The sequence below is a fragment of the Pseudonocardia sp. HH130630-07 genome, from assembly GCF_001698125.1.
GTDB lineage: Bacteria > Actinomycetota > Actinomycetes > Mycobacteriales > Pseudonocardiaceae > Pseudonocardia.
In genome coordinates this window covers 5,191,151-5,211,126 of the sequence record NZ_CP013854.1, presented here as the reverse complement: position 1 = coordinate 5,211,126, position 19,976 = coordinate 5,191,151, and the positions used below count along the sequence as shown (strand labels likewise).

Genomic DNA, 19,976 nt, shown 5'->3' with positions numbered 1-19,976 from the left:
GGCCCGCCGTCGGCCACGCTGCCCGGCTACGCGCCGGCCTTCGGCTGTCGGCGGGCCCTCGGAGTAGACGCCGTCCCCTCCCCGGGCGTTGCTGGGCCGCCACGCGGGATCCGTTCCCCCGCAGAAGCATCGCCGACCACCGGCCGGCCGTGCACGACCAACCCAGCCGCGGTGGGCGCACCGACCCGGTCGCTCAGGCTCCGGCGGCGTCCTGCCGGGCCAGCTCCGCGACCAGGGCGTCGGCGGCCGCCCGGAGCCTCGGCACCGCCGAGTCGAGCAGGACGTCGGTCATCCGGGTGGTCGGGCCCGAGATCGACACGGCGGCCGGCAACGGCCCCTCCAGCGCGACCGCGACGCAGCGCACCCCGAGCTCCTGCTCGCCCTCGTCGACGGCGTACCCGGCCGTGCGGACCTTCTCCAGCTCGGCGTCGAACGCCTCCAGGGACGTGATCGTGTTGTCGGTGTGGGCGACGAAGTCGGTGTGCCGCAGGATCTCCCGCGCCCGGCCGGCCGGCATCCTCGCCAGCAGTGCCTTGCCGACCGCGGTGCAGTGCGGGGAGACCCGGCGCCCCACCTCGGTGAACATCCGCATCGAGTGCCGGCCCGGTTCCTGCGCCACGTACACGACCTGGCTGCCCTCCAGCAGGGCCAGGTTCGCGCTCTCCCCCAGCTCGTCCACCAGCCCGCGCAACCGGGGCTGCGCCCAGACCCCGACCAGCCGCCCCGCGGTGTCACCGAGGCGGACCAGCCGGGGGCCGAGGGCGTACTCCCGGGAGGACTGCTGGCGCACGTAGCCGCGCCCGGCCAGGGTGCGGACGAGCCGGTGGATCGTGGGCAGCGGCAGGCCCGACGTCGCCGCCAGGTGCGACAGGCTCACCGTGCCCCCGGCGTCGGCCATCGCCTCCAGGAGGTCGACCGCCCGCTCGACGGCCTGGACGGTCCCCGAGCGGGCGGGAGCACCGGCGGGCCCGGCCGCGTCGAGGTCGCCACCGATGTCGGAGTCGTTCTTCCGCATGACGGAAGCCTAGCCCTCCTCCGGGACCGGTCCGGGGACCTCGGCACGCACCACCGGGCCGGTGACCCGCTCGACCGAGCCCCGTCGCAGCAGCCGGCCCCGCGGCTCGGCGTCGGCGGCGGTGTCGACGTCCACGCCGGCCAGGATCGTCCGGCGCACCACACCGGCGAGCGACCGGCCGGAGTAGGCGCTGACCTTGTTCTTGTGGTGCAGCCGCTGCGGGTCGACGACGAACGCCTCGTCCGGGGCGAAGACGGCGAGATCGGCGTCGTAGCCCAGCGCCACCCGGCCCTTCGAGGTCAGGCCGACCAGCTCGGCCGGCTTCGCCGCCATCCAGCGCACCACCTGCTCCAGGCCGATCCCGCGCCGCCGGGCCTCGCTCCACACCAGCGAGAGTCCGAGCTGCAGCGACGACACCCCGCCCCAGGCCAGGCCGAAGTCACCGGACTCGAGCAGCTTCAGCTCCGCGGTGCTCGGCGAGTGGTCGGAGACGATGCAGTCGATCGTCCCGTCCAGCAGGCCCTCCCACAGCAGCTCGCGGTTGGACGCCTCGCGGATCGGCGGGCAGCACTTGTGCGTCGTCGCGCCGTCGGCGATCTCCTCGGCGAACAGCGTCAGGTAGTGCGGGCAGGTCTCGGCGGTGATCCGGACGCCGTCGCGGCGCGCCGTCGCCAGCATCGGCAGCGCGTCGGAGGAGGACACGTGCAGCACGTGCGCCCGCGCCCCGGTCCAGCGGGCCCGCTCGATCACCTCGGCGATCGCCAGGTTCTCCGCGCCCCGTGGCCGCGACGCCAGGAACGACGAGTACGCCGACCCGTGCGCGGTGGGTGCCTTGTCGATGGCCCTGGAGTCCTCCGCGTGCACGATCATGACGGCGTCGAACGTGGCCAGCTCGGCCATGTCGCGTTCCATCTCGTCGGCGTCCAGCGGCGGGAACTCGTCCACCCCGGAGTGCAGCAGGAAGCACTTGAAGCCGAAGACGCCCTCGTCGTGCAGGCCGCGCAGGTCGCCACGGTTGCCGGGCACGGCACCACCCCAGAACCCGACGTCGACGAACGCCTGCTCGGCGGCGACCTTGCGCTTGACCTCCAGCGCGCCCACGTCGACCGTCGGCGGGATCGAGTTCAGCGGCATGTCGACGATCGTGGTGACCCCGCCCGCGGCGGCCGCCCGGGTCGCCGAGGCGAAGCCCTCCCACTCGGTGCGGCCCGGCTCGTTGACGTGCACGTGCGTGTCGACCAGGCCGGGGAGCAGCACCTCGTCGTCGGTCAGCTCGATCACCCGGGTGCCGTCGAGGTCGTTGCCCAGCGGTTCGATCGCCACGATCCGGCCGTCGGTGATCCCGACCTCGCGGGGCTGCTCCCCCGCCGTCGTCATGATCCGCCGGCCGCGGACCACCAGGTCGTAGCTCATGAAGCCTCCAGGGGGAATCCGGTGACGCGTTTGGTCCGGGGTGCGGCGTAGGTCCGCACCTTCGAGGTTCGCAGACCGAGCCGCACCAGCGACTCGGCGATGGTGACGGCGGCCGGGACGCCGTCCACGACCGGGACGCCGGTGGCCTCCCGCACCCGGTCCTGCAGGCCGGCCATCCCGCCGCAGCCCAGGCAGATCACCTCGGCGTGGTCCTCGGCGACCGCGCGGCGCGCCTGCTCGACGATCGCCGTGACCGCCCGGTCCGGGTCCTGCTCCAGTTCCAGCACCGCGAGCCCGGAGGCCCGGACCGAGGCGCACCGCCGGTCCAGCCCGGCCAGCAGCAGACGGTCGGCGATCAGCGGCACCGTCCGGTCCAGGGTGGTCACCACGGAGTAGGAGTGCCCCAGGTAGAGCGCGGTGGTCGCCGCGGCCTCGGTGATGTCGACGACCGGGACGTCGAGCATCTCCTGCAGCCCTTCCCTCCCGTGCTCGCCGTAGCCGGCCTGGATCACGGCGTCGAACGGGCCCTCGTAGCGGGCCACCGCGTCGGCGACGCCGACCGCGGCGAGGTAGCTCTCCAGGTTCCCCTCCACCGACTCGGCCCCGAACCGCGGTGTGAGCCCGACGATCTCGGTGCCCGGCCCGGCGACGGCACGGGCCGAGGCGGCGATCGCCTCGGTCACCGAGACGGTGGTGTTGACGTTGACGACGAGGATCCGCACGACGAACCTGCTCCCTAGTGTTCGGAGGACCGCACCGCGATGTGCTCGCCGGAGACCGACCGGTACTCGATCCCCCGGGGTGCGACCGCGACGGTGAGGACGGCGGCGACCGCGGCGCCGAGGAACCAGGAGAACGGGGCGACGGGCTCCCACGCGGGCACGAACCCGGCGGCCACCGCGAGCGCCGCCGAGGGGACGAACACCGCCACCGCCCGCGGGTTGACCCCGCTGCGGTAGTGGTAGGCGTCGCCCGGGTCCTCGGAGTAGAGCGCGGGGACGTCGATCCGGCCGCGCCGCACCAGCCAGTAGTCGGCCATGACGATGCCGAACAGCGGGCCGAGCAGCGCGCCCAGCACCCCGAGGAAGTAGACGATCACGACCGGGTTGTCGTAGAGGTTCCACGGCAGGATGACCAGGCCGATCACCGCACTGACGATGCCGGCCCGGCGGAAGTTCAGCACCGTCGGCAGCAGGTTCGACAACGCGTAGCAGGGCGCCACGAAGTTGGCCATGAGGTTGACCGCGACCGTCAGCACCAGCAGTGCGGCCGAGGCGAGCAGCAGCAGCGCCGTGTTCGGGATGGTGTTGACGACGTCGCTCGGGCTGGAGATCACCTGCCCGTCGATCCGGAACTGGCCGCCGGCCAGCACGACCACGACGAACCCGAAGAACAGGGTGTTCGGCAGGATGCCCCAGAAGCTGCCCCGCCGGATCGCCGCCCGGCTGGTGGAGTTGCGGGTGAAGTCGCAGAAGTTCAGGACGAACGTGCCGTAGATCGCCGTCCACAACGAGGCCCCCGCGAGGATCTGCACCCACATCGATCCGCCGGTCAGCGGTTCGGGCACCGACCACGCGATGTCCCCGCCGGTCTGCCACAGCATCCACCCGGCCAGCACGGCCAGGGTCACGAGCACGACCGGCCCGGCGAACGCCTCGTAGCGCCGGATGCCGTCCATCCCGTAGAGCAGGATGCCGACCTGGACCACCCACAGCACGACGAAGCACACCCAGCCGAGCGCGGACAGGCCCAGGAACGAGACGTCCTCCCACGCCTGCGCGCCCGGCGCGACGGCCAGCACCATCACGGTGAGGACCTGGGTCGCGAGGTAGGTCTGGATGCCGAACCAGGCGATCGCGACGACGCCGCGGACCAGGGCCGGGAGCTGCGCCCCGCGGACCCCGAAGGAGATCCGGCTCATCACCGGGAACGGCAGCCCGGTCCGCCAGCCCATGTATCCGGCCACGGTGAGCAGCACGAACAGCAGCAGTGCCCCGATGCCCAGCGACACGAGGATCTGCCAGTCGCCCAGGCCGAGCGCGAACAGGCCGAGCGCGAAGCCGTAGTTGCCGAGGCTGTGCACGTCCACGGCCCACAGCGTGAAGATGTTGTAGGCCCTCCAGGACCGGCCCTCGACCTGGGTCGGGGCGAGATCGTGGTTGTAGAGCCGGGGACTCAGACCGGCCGGGGCGTCCTGCTCGGCCGGGGTCGTGTCGGGGCGCGTCATCGGGCCACCTCTTCGCTGGTTCCGCGATACGAAACCGTTCTCTTGTCTGGCGGAATAAAGCTAGGACGGCGATCGCGACCGCGTCAAGGGGTCGCGCCGGAGCGCCGACGCTTGACAGCCTCGAACGGCCGTGCTGCGATTCTCGTCGCACTACGGAAACGTTATTCCGTATCGTGAAACTTGCTCGGGAGGTCCCGGTGACCGCACTCTTCTGCTCCGGCGATGCGATGCGCGGCGGGCGGCTGCACCACAACGTGTCCGCCCACCCGTTCCTCGGGTCCGTACGGACCGCACCGCACTACCGCATGTACTCCGTGGGCGACCGGTTCCCGGCGCTGGTGGAGGACGCCTCCGGCGGCACCCCGCTGGCCGGGGAGATCTACGACGTGCCGCTGTCGGCGATCCGCACCGACTTCCTGCCCGACGAGCCGCCGGAGCTCGAGCTCACCGTGATCGAGCTGGACGACGGCCGCGACGTCCTCGCCGTCGGCCTGCGTCCCGGCGTCCTGGAGAACCAGGCCGGCGAGCTGACCGACATCACCGGGCACGGCGGCTGGCGGGCCTACCGCGGCCTGCCCGATCCCGCCTGACCCGCCCGCACCCGAAGGAGGCCGTAGTGCCGATCCCCCAGCCCCTGTCCCTCCCCCTGCCGACGACGGTGAACTGCTCGATCGTCTTCGGTGACCTGCCACTGCTCGACCGGCCCGCCGCGGCGGCCGCCGCCGGGTTCGACGCCGTCGAGTTCTGGTGGCCGTTCGACGGCCCGGTGCCGTCGGACCGAGAGGTCGAGGACTTCGTCTCCGCCGTCGCCGACGCCGGGGTCGTGCTCTCCGGCCTGAACTTCGACGCCGGGGACATGCCGGGCGGTGACCGCGGCATCCTGTCCGACCCCGCACGGGCCGCGGCGTTCGCCGAGAACGTCGAGGTCGCCGTCGAGATCGGCGCCCGGCTCGGCACCACCGGCTTCAACGCCCTCTACGGCAACCGGATGCCCGGCCTCGCCCCCGAGGCCCAGGACGAGCTGGCCGCGACCAACCTCGCGCTCGCCGGTCGGGCGGCCGCCGGGATCGGGGCGGTCGCGCTGCTGGAACCGGTCAGCGGCGTCGACGCCTACCCCATCCGCACCGCCGACGACGCCGTCACGGTGCTGGACCGGGTCGGGTCCGGCGACGTCGCGCTGCTGCTCGACGTCTACCACCTCGCGGTCAACGGCGACGATCCGGCGGCCGCGATCACCCGGCACGCCGCGCGGATCGGGCACGTGCAGATCGCCGACGCCCCGGGTCGCGGCGAGCCGGGTACCGGCGAGCTGCCGATCGGCGCCCTCGTCGAGCAGGTGCACGCCGCCGGCTACCGCGGCCGGATCAGCCTGGAGTACAAGCCCGCCACCGCCGAGCCGTTCGCCTGGCTCGCCCACCCTCAGGGAGCACGCGCATGAGCAGTCCCGTCAGCCGATCGATCGCCTTCGTCGGGCTCGGCATCATGGGTGGGCCGATGGCCCGCCACCTCCTCACCGCCGGACACGACGTCACCGGGTTCAACCGCAGCCCCGAGAAGACCCGACCCCTCGTCGACGCCGGCGGGCGCGCCGCCGGGTCCGTCGCCGAAGCCGCCGAGAACGCCGACGTCATCGCCCTCATGCTGCCCGACTCCCCCGACGTCGAGACCGTCCTCACCGACGGCATCCTGGACGTCGCCAAGCCCGGCACCCTGATCATCGACTTCTCCACCATCCGCCCCGACGTCGCCAAAGACCTCGCCACCCGGGCCGCCGAACACGGCCTGCGGATGATCGACGCCCCCGTCTCCGGCGGACAGACCGGCGCCGAGAACGCCACCCTGTCGATCATGGTCGGCGGCCACCACGACGACGTCACCGAAGCCCGGCCCCTCCTCGACATCGTCGGCAAGACCGTCGTCCACGTCGGACCGTCGGGTGCCGGGCAGACCGTGAAAGCCGCCAACCAGCTCATCGTCGCCGGAAACATCGCCCTGCTCGCCGAAGCACTCGTCTTCCTCGAAGCACACGGCGCCGACCTGCCGGCCGCCGTCGAGGTGCTCGGCGGCGGACTCGCCGGCTCGGCGGTGCTGAACCAGAAGGCCCAGAAGATGCTCGACGCCGACTACACACCGGGCTTCCGGATCGACCTGCACCACAAGGACATGGGCATCGTGTCCGAGTCCTCGCGCAACGCCGGGGTGGTCACGCCGGTCGCCGCGCTGGTCGCCCAGCTCGTCGCCGCGACCCGGGCCGCCGGCGACGGCGACCTGGACCACTCCGCCCTGCACCGCACCATCGCGCGCCTGAACGGGGCGGCGCAGTGACCCGCATGCGGGCCGTGGACGCGGCCGTGCGGATCCTGGAGATCGAGGGCGCGACCCAGGCCTTCGGCGTCCCCGGGGCGGCGATCAATCCGTTCTACTCGGCGATGCGAGCCCGCAGCGCCGACGGCCCGGCGGGCGCGGGCATCCGGCACGTGCTGGCCCGGCACGTCGAGGGCGCCGCGCACATGGCCGAGGGCTACACCCGGTCCGGGCCGGGCAACATCGGCGTCTGCATCGGGACGTCCGGGCCGGCCGGTACCGACATGATCACCGGGTTGTACTCCGCGGCCGCGGACTCGATCCCGATCCTCGCCATCACCGGCCAGGCGCCGGTGGCCCGGCTGCACAAGGAGGACTTCCAGGCCGTCGACATCACCGCGATCGCCGCGCCGGTCACGAAGATGGCGATGACCGTGCTGGAGGCCGCGCAGGTGCCCGGCGCGTTCGCGCAGGCGTTCCACCTCATGCGCTCGGGGCGGCCCGGACCGGTGCTCATCGACCTGCCGGTCGACGTGCAGCAGACCGAGATCGAGTTCGACCCGGACACCTACACCCCGCTGCCGGTGCACCGCCCGGCGGCGACCCCGGCGCAGGCGGCCCGGATCCTCGACCTGCTCGCCACCGGTGAGCGGCCGCTGATCGTCGCGGGCGGCGGGATCGTCAACGCCGACGCGAGCGCCGAGCTGGTCGAGCTGGCGGAGATCCTCGGCGTCCCGGTGGTGCCGACCCTGATGGGCTGGGGCACCATCCCCGACGACCACCCGTTGTCGGCCGGCATGGTCGGTCTGCAGACCGCGCACCGCTACGGCAACGCGAGCTTCCTGGCCTCCGACGTCGTGCTCGGCATCGGCAACCGGTGGGCGAACCGGCACACCGGCGGCCTCGACACCTACCGGCGCGGGCGGCGCTTCGCGCACGTCGACATCGAACCGACCCAGATCGGACGGGTGTTCGCGCCGGACTACGGCGTCGTCTCCGACGCCGGGGCGGCGCTGCGGGTGCTGCTCGACGAGGCCCGGCGCCGGCGCGACGCCGGGACCCTGCCGGACCGGTCGGAGTGGGCCGGACAGTGCCGGGATCGGCGCTCGACCATGCTGCGCCGCACCCACTTCACCGAGATCCCGATCAAGCCGCAGCGGGTGTACGAGGAGATGAACCGGGTGTTCGGCCCGGAGACCCGCTACGTGACGACGATCGGGCTGTCCCAGATCGCCGCCGCCCAGTTCCTGCACGTCTACCGGCCCCGGCACTGGGTGAACTGCGGGCAGGCCGGCCCGCTCGGCTGGACCATCCCGGCCGCCCTGGGTGCGGCCGTCGCCGACCCGTCGACGCCGGTGGTCGCACTCTCCGGCGACTACGACTTCCAGTTCATGCTGGAGGAGCTGGCGGTCGGGGCGCAGTTCGGTGTCCCGTACGTGCACGTCGTGGTCAACAACTCCTACCTCGGGCTGATCCGGCAGGCCCAGCGGGCGTTCGAGATGGACTTCGAGGTGCAGCTGGGCTTCGACAACATGCACGCCGACGAGGAGGTCACCGGGCTGCCGAAGGGCTACGGCGTCGACCACGTCCGGGTCGCAGAGGGGCTGGGCTGCGTCGGGCTGCGGGTCACCGACCCGGAGCTGCTGGAGTCGACGCTGCGCCGGGCGACCGGGCTGGCCCGTGAGCACAAGGTGCCGGTCGTCGTCGAGGTCGTTCTGGAGCGGGTCACGAACATCGCGATGGGCGCGGCCGAGATCGACGCGGTCACCGAGTTCGAGGACCTCGCGACCACCCCGGAGGACGCCCCGACGGCCGTCGCGCACCGGCGATGAGCCCGATCCTGCTGGCCCCGGACTCGTTCAAGGGCTCGCTGGACGCGGCCGGGGTCGCCGCCGCCCTCGCCGCGGGCGTCCGGGACACCGCGCCGGGCGCACCCCTGCGGTGCTGCCCGATCGCCGACGGCGGCGAGGGCACGGTCGACGCCGCGCTCGCGGCCGGCTGGTCGCCGGTCGTCGTGGCCGCGTCCGGGCCCACCGGGGCCGGGCTGCGGGCGACCTACGCGCGCCGCGGCCCGGTGGCGCTCGTGGAACTGGCGGCGACGGCCGGGCTGGGCCTGCTGCCCGGCGGCGTCCCGGCGCCCCTCGACGCCGGGACCGAGGGGCTCGGCACCGTGCTCGCCCACGCCGTGGACGCCGGGGCGGAGGAGATCGTGCTCGGGCTCGGCGGCAGTGCCACCACCGACGGCGGGGCGGGCGTCCTGCGCGGCCTCGGCGCCCGGATCCTCGACGCCGAGGGTCGCGACCTGCCGCCCGGCGGCGGCCACCTGGCCGCGGCCCGGCGACTGGATCTGACCGGCCTGCATCCCCGGCTGCGGCCGGGCTCCCGCTCGCCGGTGCGGATCGTCCTAGCCGCCGACGTCGACAACCCGCTGACCGGCCCGGCCGGCGCGGCCGCGGTCTACGGCCCGCAGAAGGGAGCGGATCCGGAGCAGGTCGCCCTGCTCGACGCGGCGCTGGCCCACTGGGCCGAGGTGCTGGCCGTCGCGGCCGGTACCGCTCCCTCGGCGCTGGCGGCGGGTACCGGCGCCGGGGCGGCCGGCGGGGCGGGCATCGGGCTGACGGCCCTGTTCGGGGCCCGGTTGCGCCCCGGGGTCGGCACCGTGCTGGAACTGACCGGGTTCCACGACGCGCTCGCCGGGGCCGGGCTGGTCGTCACCGGTGAGGGCCGCCTCGACGCCCAGACCCGGCACGGCAAGGCTCCGGCCGGTGTGGCCGCCGCGGCCCGGGCCGCGGGGGTGCCGGTCGTCGCCGTCGCCGGGGAGGTGGCGCTGTCCCCGGCGGAGGTCTCCGAGGCCGGGTTCGCCGCCGCGTACGGTCTCACCGACCTGGTGGCGGACCGGGCGGCGGCGATCGGCGGGGCGGCGGACCTGCTGCGCCGGATCGGGGCCCGGATCGCCCGCGACCACCACCGGCCGGCGGCCGGTTGAGGCGGCGCGTCACCCGTCCGACGCGGACACCAGCTCGTTGACCGCCCCGACGCCGAGGATGCGGTCGAGGATCAGCCGGACACCGCCCACCGCCTCGGCCGACCGGCCGACCCGGGAGACGGTCAGCTCCACCGATCCGGCCACGATCGGCAGGCAGGCGCGGAACATCTCGGCCCGGACGGCGCCCACGTAGACCCCGACCTCGGCGAGGCCCCCGCCCAGCACGACCAGCTCCGGGTTGAAGAAGTTCACGAACTCGGCGAGCCGCTCGCCGACGAGTCCGCCGGCGGTCCGGAGGGCGGCGACCGCGTGCGGGTCCTCCGCACCGGCCGCCGCCGCCAGGTCCGCCACCGAGCCGACGTCGTGGCCGTCGCGTTGCAGGCGGGTCACCAGGGCCCGTCCGCTGGCCACCGACTCCAGGCAGCCCGGGACCGCGCAGGCGCACCCGATCACCGACGGTGCGCCGGTCGCCGAGTGGCCGATCTCCCCGGCCGCCCCGCGCGCGCCGGTGAACAACCGGTCGGCGGCGACGATGCCGGCGCCGATCCGCTCGCCGAGCTTGACCGCGATCAGGTGCCGGACCGGCGCCGGGGTGTGTTCGTGCTCGGCGACCGCCAGCAGGTTGGCGTCGTTCTCCAGGATCGTGGGCGTCGGGGTGCTGTGCCCCATCAGCGCGACGAGATCGGCCCGCTCCCAGCCGGGCAGCTGCGCCGACGCCGACACCGTCCGTCGTTCCGCGTCGACCGGGGCCGGCAGGCCGACGGCCCATCCGGCCAGCTCGCCCGCGGAGTCGGCCACCGTGCCCGCGACCCGGCCGGCGTGCGACCGGAGCTCGGGGAGCACGGCGTCCGGGCCCCGGCCGACGTCGATGTCGATCCGGTCGGTGGCCCGGGTCCGTCCCCGGAGGTCGGCCAGCACCAGCTCCGCCCCGGACGGACCGAGCACCACCGACGCGACCAGCGGGCCGTCCGCCCGGACCTGCAGCGTGCGGGGGGTGCGGCCGGTGCGGCGCCCCGGGGCCCCGGACTCCTGGAGCAGACCGGCCCGGACCAGGCTCTCCACCCGCAACGAGACCGTCGACGGTGCGAGACCGGACCAGCGGGCGATGTCCCGTCTGCTCGCCGCGAGCCCGCTCCGGACGAGGTGGAAGATCGCACCGGGCGAGGTGTCGACGGCACCCCGCAGCGGCGATGCCGTCGTGGTCATGGCACCGAGCGTAACCACTCGACGGTCGTGGAGGTCGAGCGACGCACAGGTGGATTCGAGAATCGCCTGTTAGAGTTTGACATTCAAACACAAGTCGTTCGAGACACCCGGGCAAGGAGTTCCATGGAGATCATCATCGTCCCGTCGGCCGAGGACGTCGGCCCGGCCGCGGCGGCACGGATCGCCGCCGTCGTGCGGGAGGACCCGGGTGCGACGATCGGTCTCGCCACCGGCAGCAGCCCGCAGGGCGTCTACGCGGACCTGGCAGCGCGGGCCGCCGCCGGGGAGATCTCGTTCGCCGCCGCGTCCGGATTCGCGCTCGACGAGTACGTCGGCATCCCCGCCGAGCACCCCGAGTCCTACGTGCAGGTGCTCGCCACCTCGGTGGTCGGGCCGCTCGGCTTCGCCCCCGACCGGGTGCACGTCCCGGACGGGCGGGCCACCGACCTGGCCGCCGCCGCCCGCGCCTACGAGGACGCGATCGTCGCGGCCGGCGGGATCGACCTGCAGATCCTCGGCGTCGGCACGAACGGGCACATCGGCTTCAACGAGCCGACGTCGTCGCTGTCCTCGCGCACCCGGATCAAGACCCTCGCCGAACGCACCCGCGCCGACAACGCCCGGTTCTTCGCCACCCCGGAGGAGGTGCCGACGCACTGCATCACCCAGGGCCTCGGCACCATCCTCGACGCGGGCGAGCTGCTGCTCGTGGCGAACGGAGAGGCCAAGGCCGCCGCCGTCGCCGCGGCGGTGGAGGGTCCGCTCACCTCGTTCGTCCCGGCCTCGGTGCTGCAGCTGCACCGCCGCGCCACCGTCGTCGTCGACGAGGCGGCGGCCTCCCGGCTCGCGCTCGCCGACTACTACCGCTTCACCTACGACAACAAGCCGCAGTGGCAGCGGTGGTGACCGAACCGCCCGACGGAAGCCGGGTGGTGGCCGCCGGGACCCTGGTGACCGGCGACGCACCTCCCGGGCCCGGCTGGGTCGCGGTCGACGGCGACCGGGTCGTGGCGACCGGCTCCGGGGCCCCGCCGCGGGAGCCGGAGCGGACGGCCGCGGTGGTCGTCCCCGGCTTCGTCGACCTGCACTGCCACGGCGGCGGCGGGGCCTCCTTCGGCGCCGACCCCGACGGGTCCGCCCACGTCGCCGCGGTGCACGCCGCGCACGGCACCACGACCATGCTCGCCTCCCTGGTCACCCTGGCCCCGGAGGAGCTGCGCAGGGCGGTGGACGGGCTGGCCGGCCTCGTCGCCGACGGTGTCGTCGCAGGGGTGCACCTCGAGGGTCCGTGGCTGTCGGCGAGCCGGTGCGGGGCGCACGACCCGGCGCTGCTGCGCGACCCCGACCCGGCCGAGCTCGGACCGCTGCTGGACACCGGGCTGATCAGCATGGTCACGCTCGCCCCCGAACGACCGGGCGGAACGGCGGCGATCGGCGCCGTCGCCGGGTCCGGGGCACTGGCCGCGATCGGGCACACCACGGCGACCTACGACCAGACCCGGCGTGCGCTGGACGCCGGGGCGCGGGTCGGCACCCACCTGTTCAACGCGATGGACCCGCTGCACCACCGCGACCCCGGACCGGTCGCCGCGCTCCTGACCGACCCGCGCGCGGTGGTCGAGCTGATCTGCGACGGCGTGCACGTCCATCCCGCCCTGTGGCAGATCGTCGCCGGGGCCGCACCGGGCCGGATGGTCGCGGTCACCGACGCGATGGCCGCCGCGGGCAACGGCGACGGCTCCTACCGTCTCGGCCCGCTGCCGGTCGAGGTGACCGACGGGGTCGCCCGGGTACCCGGCGGCTCGATCGCCGGGTCGACGGCGACGGCGGACGTCCTGTTCCGCAACCTGGTCCGGAACCATCCCGGCTCCCGCGAGGAGGGCCTCACGCACGCCGTCGCCTGCACCTCGGCGACCCCGGCCCGCACCCTGGGCCGCGACGACATCGGCTGCCTACGGCCGGGTGCCCGGGCCGATCTCGTCCTGCTCGACGACGATCTCGCGGTGGTCTCGGTGCTGCGCGGCGGCAGTCCGGTCGGCACCGGCGGCTGAGGCCACGCACCGTCGCGCAGGGTGAGCGTCTGGTGCACTGGGTAATACGATCGCCGGTGCCGACGTGCGCGTCGCGGGCGGGCGAGGAGCAGGAGGCGGGTACGCATGGGTGTGGATTCGGCGACGGGGCCGGATGAGGCGGCGGCGCAGGAACGCCGGGACCCGCCGTCCACCGTGCTGCACCGCGGACTGCTCGTGCTCGAGGCGGTCGCCCGCGCGGGCAACCGGCACGGGGTCGGCGTCACCGCGATCTCGGCCGAGACCGGCCTGGACAAGTCCACCGCGTCCCGGCTGCTGGCCCAGCTGCGCGACACCGGGTACGTGCGCCAGGACGGGTACCGGCGGTACCGGCTCACCGCGAAACTCGGCGAGCTCGGCGCCGGCTACTCCGAGGTCGAGGACCTCCGCGTCGTCGCCCGCCCCCATCTGGAGATGATGCACGAGCGCTTCGACGAGGAGATCCACCTCGCGATGCTCGACGGCGGCATGATGACCTTCATCGACTACATCGGCTCGTCCCAGCTGGTCCGGTCCCACCTCACCAGCCGCCAGCGCCCGGTGCACGAGACGGCCGCGGGACGGGCGATCCTCGCGCACCTCCCGCACGGAACCAGGGTCGAGGTGCTGCGCCTGTCCGCGGAGTGCGCGGGCCACGCCCTGTCCGACGAGGAGGTGCGGGCCACCGTGGCGACGCTCGACGAGGCACGTGACCGGGGCTGGGCCGGATACGACCGGGCCGACGACGTCATCCGCTACGCCAGCGCGGTCTTCGCCCCGAACGGCGACCCGATCGCGGCCGCCTGCATCTCGGGGCCCAGCTTCCGCCTGCTGCCCCGCGGCGAGGAGGTGGCGGCCGCGGTCATCGAGGCGGCGGCCGCGACGTCGAGGGATCTGGCCGGCGAAAATCACTGAATAAAACGCTGTTGCGTTCAATGAGATAGGTTTGTACGGTCGTGGTGGCCGCCGACGAGGGCGGCCGTCCGACGGGTGCAGCACGCTCGCCCGGGTGAGGAGGGCGTGCTGATGCCCCGTGCGGAGGCGATGTCCCCGGCTGCGCTCGACGTCGATCCGGCTCCTCCCGATCCCGTTCCGCGGCGATCGTCGCCGGCGGGGCGCGCACCGGCCCCGCCGTGAGTGGTCCCCCGCCGCCGGCGCGGTGCGCAGTGCGCTGCTGACCGGCGCACGACGACCGGATCCCTGCCCACGCCCCTCCCCGCAACGAAGCGGAGACACCTCGTGAACACACCTGCACGGCGCCGTACCGGCGCCCGCCGGATCGCGGTCGCCCTGGCCGCGATCCTGACCCTCACCGCATGCGGCGGCGGTGGCGGCGGACCGACCGACACCCTGTCCATCGGCTACTCGTTCGCCACCGAGACGTTCGACCCGGTGTACGCCATCGCCGGCGCCCAGGGCAGCGCCCACATCGACGCGCTGTACGGCTCGCTGCTGGAGCGCGACGCCGAGCAGGAACTCACCGGCGGCATGGCGGAGTCCTGGGAGTGGACCGACCCCACCACCCTCGTCCTGCGCATCCGCGAGGGCGTCAGCTTCACCGACGGCGAGGTCTTCGACGCGGCGGCGGTCAAGACGTACTTCGACTACTTCCGCGAGGCGCCGAACGCGCCCTACGGCCGGCTGGACGCGGTCGAGGAGGTCGTCGTCGAGGACCCGTACACCGTCCGGCTCGACCTGAGCAGCCCCGATCCGACGCTGCTGAACTCGCTCGTCGGGCACGCGGGCTCGGTGCCCAGCCCCCGGGCGATCGCCGCCGGGGACCTGGAGATCAACCCGGTCGGCGCCGGCCCGTACACCCTGGACCAGAGCCGGACCACGCCGGACAGCGTCTACACCTACACGAAGAACCCGGGCTACTGGAACGCCGAGGCGTTCGAGTTCGAGACCCTCGAGCTGCGCATCTACACCGACGCCAATGCGATGTACAACGCGCTGGTCTCCGGCCAGGCCGACGTCGGCTACGGCGACGCGTCCAACGTGGCCGCCGCCGAGGGCACCGACCTGGGCATCCACTCCCAGCCGCACAACGCGAACGGGATCCAGATCTTCGACCTCGCCGGCGAGGAGTTCCCGCAGCTGGCCGACGTGCGGGTGCGCCGGGCGATGCAGATGGCCGTCGACCGGCAGGCGATCATCGACACGACCTTCCAGGGCCGCGGGACACCGAGCGTCCTGACCTTCACCCCCGGCACCGGCCCGGGCTACGACGAGTCCCTGCTGGACCGCTGGCCCTACGACCCCGACGAGGCGCGCCGCCTGCTCGCCGAGGCGGGCCAGGCCGGTGGCTTCGCGTTCGAGGCGGTCACGCTGGCCAAGGACCAGCCGATGGCCGAGGCCGTCGCCGGCTACCTGTCCCAGGTCGGGATCACGATGAACCTCGTCGTGCGCCCGCCCGGCGAGACGGCGAACACCGACATCGGTGCCTACGCCGCGGCCGCCGCGGCACGCGGTCTCTCCGACGGCTACTCGACCCCCGAGCTGCTCTACCTCGGCCCGGTCAAGGCCTCCAACCAGCGGGGCTACGAGGTCCCCGAGATCCGTGAGCTCTACGACGCGATGCTCACGGCCCAGGGCGAGCAGCAGGACCAGCTGATGCGCGACATCGCCAGGGCCTCGGTCGAGGGCGCCTACAGCATCCAGGTCGGCTACGTGGACTCGATGACCTACTACGACCCCGAGGTGGTCCGGGGCGTGCACGTGCTGCCCGGCCACGGCGGCCCGTACCTCCTGGACGGTCTGCGCCGCGCGGACGTCACGTGATCCGGTACGCCGGGCGGCGGCTGCTCTACTCCGTCCCGATGCTGTTCGGGATCGCGTCGCTGGTCTTCGTCCTGCTCAACGCCCTCCCGAACGACATCGCCGAACGACGCGCGGGCGAGGAGGCGTCCCCGGAGGCCATCGCGGCGATCCGGGTGGAGCTCGGGCTGGACCGTCCACTGGTGGAGCGCTACGGGGAGTGGGTCGGCGCGGTCCTCAGCGGCGATCTCGGTGTCTCCTGGCACAACGGCCAGTCGGTGCTCACCGGGATCGTCCAGACGGCGCCGATCACCCTGTCCATGATCGTGCTGTCGCTGATCGTCGCGCTGGCGCTCGGCGTGCCGATCGGGGTGCTGGCCGCGACCCGTGGCGGGCTGGTCGACCGGGGACTGGTCGGGGCCACCGTCGTGGCCATGGCGGTGCCGAACTTCTGGCTGGCGCTGCTGCTGGTCCTGCTGTTCGGTCTGTCGCTGGGCTGGTTCCCCGCGACCGGCTACGTCGACCTGGCCGAGTCGCCGGGTCAGTGGCTGAGCCACCTCGTGCTGCCCGTGACGGCGGTCGCCACCGTGTCGATCTCGGTGATCGCCCGCCAGACGCGCTCGGCCATGGCCGAGAACCTGGACCGCGACTACGTCCGGACGCTGCGGGCGGCCGGTGTCGGCGAACGGTCCGTGGTCTACCGGCACGCGCTGAAGAACGCGGCCACCCCGGTGCTGACGACGTTCGGCATCCAGTTCGTGGCCCTGTCCGGCGGCTCGATCATCGTCGAGCAGGTCTTCGCGGTGCCCGGCCTCGGGCAGCACACCCTGACCGCGCTGGCGCGCGGCGACGTGCCGGTCGTGCTCGGGATCCTCGTCCTGACCGCCGCGGCCGTCGTCCTGATCAACCTGGCGGTGGATCTCCTGAACGCCGCGGTGAACCCGAAGGTGAGGCTATGAGCACCGACGCCACCGCGTCCTCCGGCGGGGAGCCGGCCGCGCGCCGCGCCGCGCGTGTCGCCTGGCTGCTGCGCCGCCCGGGGATCCTGGCCTGCCTGGCGTGGATCGGGCTCGTCTTCCTGACGAGCAGCGTGGCCCGGCTCCTGTCCCTCGGGGCACCGCTGGAGCAGGATCTCGCGGACTCCCTGGCCGGCCCGAGCGCGGAGCATCCGCTGGGCACCGACCAGCTCGGCCGTGACGTGCTGGACCGGCTGCTGTTCGGCGGCTGGGAGACCCTGCTCAGCGCCGCCCTCGCCGTCGTCATCGCGGTCGCGCTCGGCACCGCGCTCGGCCTGCTCGCCGGCTACGTCGGCGGGATCGTCGACACCGTCGTGAACTGGCTGCAGGACATCCTGATCACCCTGCCCACGATCCTGGTGCTGCTCGCGGTGGCCACGGTGCTGGGCAACGACATCTGGGCCGCGATGACGGTGCTCGGCGTGCTCATGTCGGCCACCTTCATCCGGTTGGTCCGCTCGCTGACCCGGTCGGTACGGGAGGAGCTCTACGTCGACGCAGCCCGGGTGTCCGGACTGTCGAACGTGCGGATCCTGGGCCGGCACATCCTGCCCAACGCCGTCGGCCCCGTGTTCATCCAGGGCTCGGCGGCACTCGGGACGGCGGTCGTGGTCCAGGCCGGGCTCGGCTTCCTCGGGCTGGGTGCCCCGCCCCCGTACCCGAGCTGGGGCGGGATGATCTCCGAGGCGGCGAGCTCGATCAGCCTGCAGCCGTGGCTGCTCGTCCCCTCCGGCCTGATGATCGTGCTGACGGTGCTCGCGCTCAACCTGCTCGGGGACTACCTGCGCGACGAGATGTACGCGTCCCGGCGCGGCCGCGGTGACGCCGCGCAGCGCACCCGGGCGCACCGTCGGGCGGCCGAGGAGCTGGCCCGGCGCGAGGTCGTGCCGGACCCGACCGACGACACCCGCCACGGCGGCGTGCTGCGGGTTCGTGACCTGCGGGTCTCCTTCCCCCGCGACGGTGGCTTCGTCGACGTCGTCTCGGGACTCGATCTCGACATCGCCCCCGGCGAGGCGGTCGGTCTCGTCGGCGAGTCCGGCTGCGGCAAGACGATGACCGGGCTGAGCCTGCTCGGCCGGGTGCCCTCCCCGGGGGTGATCAGCGGTCACATCGAGATCGACGGGCGCCGGGTCGCCACCCACGACGGCTCGTTCGCCGCCCGGCGCGGGCGCGACGTCGCGCTGATCTCGCAGGAACCGATGGTGGCGCTGGACCCGGTCTTCACCGTGGGCAGCCTCCTGGAGGAGGTCCTGCGCGGGCACGGGCACGATCGCGCGGGTGCCCGCGCCCGGTCCGCCGAGCTGCTGGAGCTGGTCGGCATCCCGCGGGTCGGCGCCGTCCTGCGGTCCTACCCGCACCAGCTCTCCGGTGGCATGGCCCAGCGGGTGTCCATCGCCGTGGCGCTGGCCGGGGAACCCCGGCTGCTGGTCGCGGACGAGCCGACCACCGCCCTGGACGTGACCGTCCAGGCCGAGATCCTCGAGCTGCTGCGCCGGCTGCAGACCGAGCTCGGGATGGCGCTGCTGTTCATCACCCACGACCTCGGCGTCATCGCCGACATCTGCACCCGCACCGTCGTCATGTACGCCGGCGAGATCGTCGAGCAGGGGCCCGTCGAGGACCTGTTCGACGCGCCGCGCCACCCGTACACGGGCGCCCTGCTCGCCGCGACCCCGCAGGTGGACGACGAGCACGACCCGGTCGGCATCCCCGGTGTCGTCCCGCCGCCCGGCCGGTGGCCCGAGCACTGCCGCTTCGCCGGTCGCTGCTCCTTCGCGACCGAGCGGTGCCGGTCCGGGCCCGCGGTCCTGCAGCCGGCCGGTCCGCAGCGCCTGCACCGCTGCCTGCGCTCGGCGGAGCTGGTCGCCGAACGGGGCGATGTGGCGCCGCACCGGTCACCGATCCCGACCGAGCCGGGTCCCGCCCCGGTGGAGGTGAGCTCGTCATGACGCCCGATCCGCTGCTGGACATCCGCGGCCTCGACGTCGACTACCGCATCTCGCGGCGGGAGACGCTGCGCGCCGTACGCGGGGTCGACCTGGACGTGCACGCGGCCGAGACCGTCGGCCTGGTCGGCGAGTCCGGCTCCGGCAAGTCGACGATCGGCCGCGCGGTCCTCGGCCTCACCCCGGTGAGCTCCGGCTCGATCCGGTTCGACGGTCAGGAGATCGCCGGGCTCGGGGGCCGGCGCCGGGCCCGGCTCGCCCGGGACCTGCAGGTGGTGTTCCAGGACCCGCTGAGCTCGCTCAACCCGTCGCTGAAGGTGGGAGATCTCCTCCAGGAGCCGCTCCGGGTGGTGCGGCGCGTCTCGCGCAGCGAGGCGGCGGCCACCGTCGGCGACCTGCTCGAACGGGTGTCGCTGCCCCGCGACGCGGCCGACCGCTACCCGGGGGCGTTCTCCGGCGGGCAGCGTCAGCGGATCGCCATCGCCCGGGCGCTGTCCATCGACGCCCGGCTCATCGTGTGCGACGAGTCCGTCAGCGCCCTCGACGTCTCCACCCAGGCCTCGATCCTGGCGCTGCTGAAGCGCCTGCAGCGCGAGCTGGGCGTGGCCTACCTCTTCGTCTCCCACGACATCGCCGTGGTGCGCCACATCTCCCGGCGGATCGTGGTGCTCTACAAGGGCGCGGTCATGGAGCGCGGCCGCACGGCCGACGTCGTCGACCGGCCCTACCACCCCTACACACGGACCCTGCTCGACGCGATCCCGGTCCCCGATCCACGGGCCCAGCGGGAACGACGGGCCCGGCGGCTGGCGGCACGCGGGGCGGCCCCGGTCGCAGCCACGACGGCTACGGGATGCCCGTTCGCGTCCCGCTGCGCGTTCGTCGACGACGCCTGCCGGACCAGGACACCCCTCCCGATCGCGATCGCCGACCGGACGGTCGCCTGCCACCTCTACGACCCGGCGTCGGGCCACCCCCGAGCCACCGGCAGCACCGGGGATGCGGCCGACCCCCTCGCCCGGCTCGCCGCCCCCCGATGACCCCCGCCCACCCGA

Annotated in this window: 17 protein-coding genes; 12 read left to right on the top strand and 5 right to left on the bottom strand. The window is 73.8% G+C overall.

Annotated elements, in window-relative coordinates:
- Positions 1-193 precede the first annotated feature (193 nt).
- Genes AFB00_RS24735 through AFB00_RS24720 form a run of 4 tightly spaced genes read right to left on the bottom strand, consistent with a single transcriptional unit; the run spans position 194 to position 4,655 of the window.
- Positions 194-1,015, bottom strand: a complete 822-nt coding sequence (locus tag AFB00_RS24735; protein ID WP_068799179.1) for an IclR family transcriptional regulator — start codon at positions 1,013-1,015, stop codon at positions 194-196.
- 9 nt (positions 1,016-1,024) lie between these two features.
- Positions 1,025-2,428 (bottom strand): allantoinase AllB, encoded by a 1,404-nt coding sequence (gene allB, locus AFB00_RS24730; protein WP_068799178.1) that lies wholly within the window; start codon positions 2,426-2,428, stop codon positions 1,025-1,027.
- Positions 2,425-3,150 (bottom strand): aspartate/glutamate racemase family protein, encoded by a 726-nt coding sequence (locus AFB00_RS24725; RefSeq protein WP_068799177.1) that lies wholly within the window; start codon positions 3,148-3,150, stop codon positions 2,425-2,427. Before AFB00_RS24725 ends, allB begins: the two co-directional genes overlap by 4 nt.
- A 14-nt stretch (positions 3,151-3,164) precedes the next feature.
- Positions 3,165-4,655 carry an NCS1 family nucleobase:cation symporter-1 gene (locus AFB00_RS24720; protein WP_068799176.1) on the bottom strand — a complete coding sequence of 497 codons (1,491 nt, stop codon included), beginning with the start codon at positions 4,653-4,655 and terminating at the stop codon, positions 3,165-3,167.
- 197 nt (positions 4,656-4,852) lie between these two features.
- On the opposite strand from AFB00_RS24720, the gene AFB00_RS24715 reads away from it, so the two are divergent.
- From AFB00_RS24715 to AFB00_RS24695, 5 genes are read left to right on the top strand one after another with little or no spacing between them, the layout of a single operon-like run.
- Positions 4,853-5,245: an allophanate hydrolase-related protein gene (locus AFB00_RS24715; RefSeq protein WP_068799175.1), complete on the top strand. Its 393-nt coding sequence runs from the start codon at positions 4,853-4,855 to the stop codon at positions 5,243-5,245.
- A gap of 26 nt (positions 5,246-5,271) precedes the next feature.
- Positions 5,272-6,093 (top strand): hydroxypyruvate isomerase family protein, encoded by an 822-nt coding sequence (locus AFB00_RS24710; protein ID WP_231974058.1) that lies wholly within the window; start codon positions 5,272-5,274, stop codon positions 6,091-6,093.
- Entirely contained in the window at positions 6,090-6,980 is an 891-nt protein-coding gene (locus AFB00_RS24705; protein ID WP_068799174.1) for a 2-hydroxy-3-oxopropionate reductase, read from the top strand. Before AFB00_RS24710 ends, AFB00_RS24705 begins: the two co-directional genes overlap by 4 nt.
- The gene (gene gcl / locus AFB00_RS24700) at positions 6,977-8,791 is read left to right on the top strand and encodes a glyoxylate carboligase (RefSeq protein WP_068799173.1); all 1,815 of its coding nucleotides are present in this window, start codon (positions 6,977-6,979) and stop codon (positions 8,789-8,791) included. Before AFB00_RS24705 ends, gcl begins: the two co-directional genes overlap by 4 nt.
- Complete coding sequence (locus AFB00_RS24695; protein WP_068799172.1) at positions 8,788-9,945, top strand: glycerate kinase; 1,158 nt, start codon at positions 8,788-8,790, stop codon at positions 9,943-9,945. Before gcl ends, AFB00_RS24695 begins: the two co-directional genes overlap by 4 nt.
- A 9-nt stretch (positions 9,946-9,954) precedes the next feature.
- Here AFB00_RS24695 and AFB00_RS24690 read toward each other — a convergent pair whose 3' ends face one another.
- On the bottom strand, positions 9,955-11,151 hold the full coding sequence (locus AFB00_RS24690; protein WP_068799171.1) for an ROK family transcriptional regulator: 1,197 nt from the start codon (positions 11,149-11,151) through the stop codon (positions 9,955-9,957).
- A 123-nt stretch (positions 11,152-11,274) separates the two neighbouring features.
- On the opposite strand from AFB00_RS24690, the gene nagB reads away from it, so the two are divergent.
- The 7 genes from nagB (at position 11,275) to AFB00_RS24655 (ending at position 19,961) form a co-directional block, all read left to right on the top strand.
- Entirely contained in the window at positions 11,275-12,057 is a 783-nt protein-coding gene (nagB, locus tag AFB00_RS24685) for a glucosamine-6-phosphate deaminase (protein ID WP_068799170.1), read from the top strand.
- The gene (locus tag AFB00_RS24680; protein WP_231974057.1) at positions 12,054-13,202 is read left to right on the top strand and encodes an N-acetylglucosamine-6-phosphate deacetylase; all 1,149 of its coding nucleotides are present in this window, start codon (positions 12,054-12,056) and stop codon (positions 13,200-13,202) included. Before nagB ends, AFB00_RS24680 begins: the two co-directional genes overlap by 4 nt.
- 105 nt (positions 13,203-13,307) lie before the next feature.
- Complete coding sequence (locus AFB00_RS24675) at positions 13,308-14,114, top strand: IclR family transcriptional regulator (protein WP_068799169.1); 807 nt, start codon at positions 13,308-13,310, stop codon at positions 14,112-14,114.
- A 324-nt stretch (positions 14,115-14,438) separates the two neighbouring features.
- The gene (locus tag AFB00_RS24670) at positions 14,439-15,980 is read left to right on the top strand and encodes an ABC transporter substrate-binding protein (RefSeq protein ID WP_068799168.1); all 1,542 of its coding nucleotides are present in this window, start codon (positions 14,439-14,441) and stop codon (positions 15,978-15,980) included.
- Positions 15,977-16,915 carry an ABC transporter permease gene (locus tag AFB00_RS24665; RefSeq protein WP_068799167.1) on the top strand — a complete coding sequence of 313 codons (939 nt, stop codon included), beginning with the start codon at positions 15,977-15,979 and terminating at the stop codon, positions 16,913-16,915. The genes AFB00_RS24670 and AFB00_RS24665 overlap by 4 nt, the downstream gene beginning before the upstream one ends.
- On the top strand, positions 16,912-18,924 hold the full coding sequence (locus AFB00_RS24660) for a dipeptide/oligopeptide/nickel ABC transporter permease/ATP-binding protein (RefSeq protein WP_068799166.1): 2,013 nt from the start codon (positions 16,912-16,914) through the stop codon (positions 18,922-18,924). The genes AFB00_RS24665 and AFB00_RS24660 overlap by 4 nt, the downstream gene beginning before the upstream one ends.
- Positions 18,921-19,961: an oligopeptide/dipeptide ABC transporter ATP-binding protein gene (locus AFB00_RS24655; protein WP_068799165.1), complete on the top strand. Its 1,041-nt coding sequence runs from the start codon at positions 18,921-18,923 to the stop codon at positions 19,959-19,961. The genes AFB00_RS24660 and AFB00_RS24655 overlap by 4 nt, the downstream gene beginning before the upstream one ends.
- Positions 19,962-19,976 lie beyond the last annotated feature (15 nt).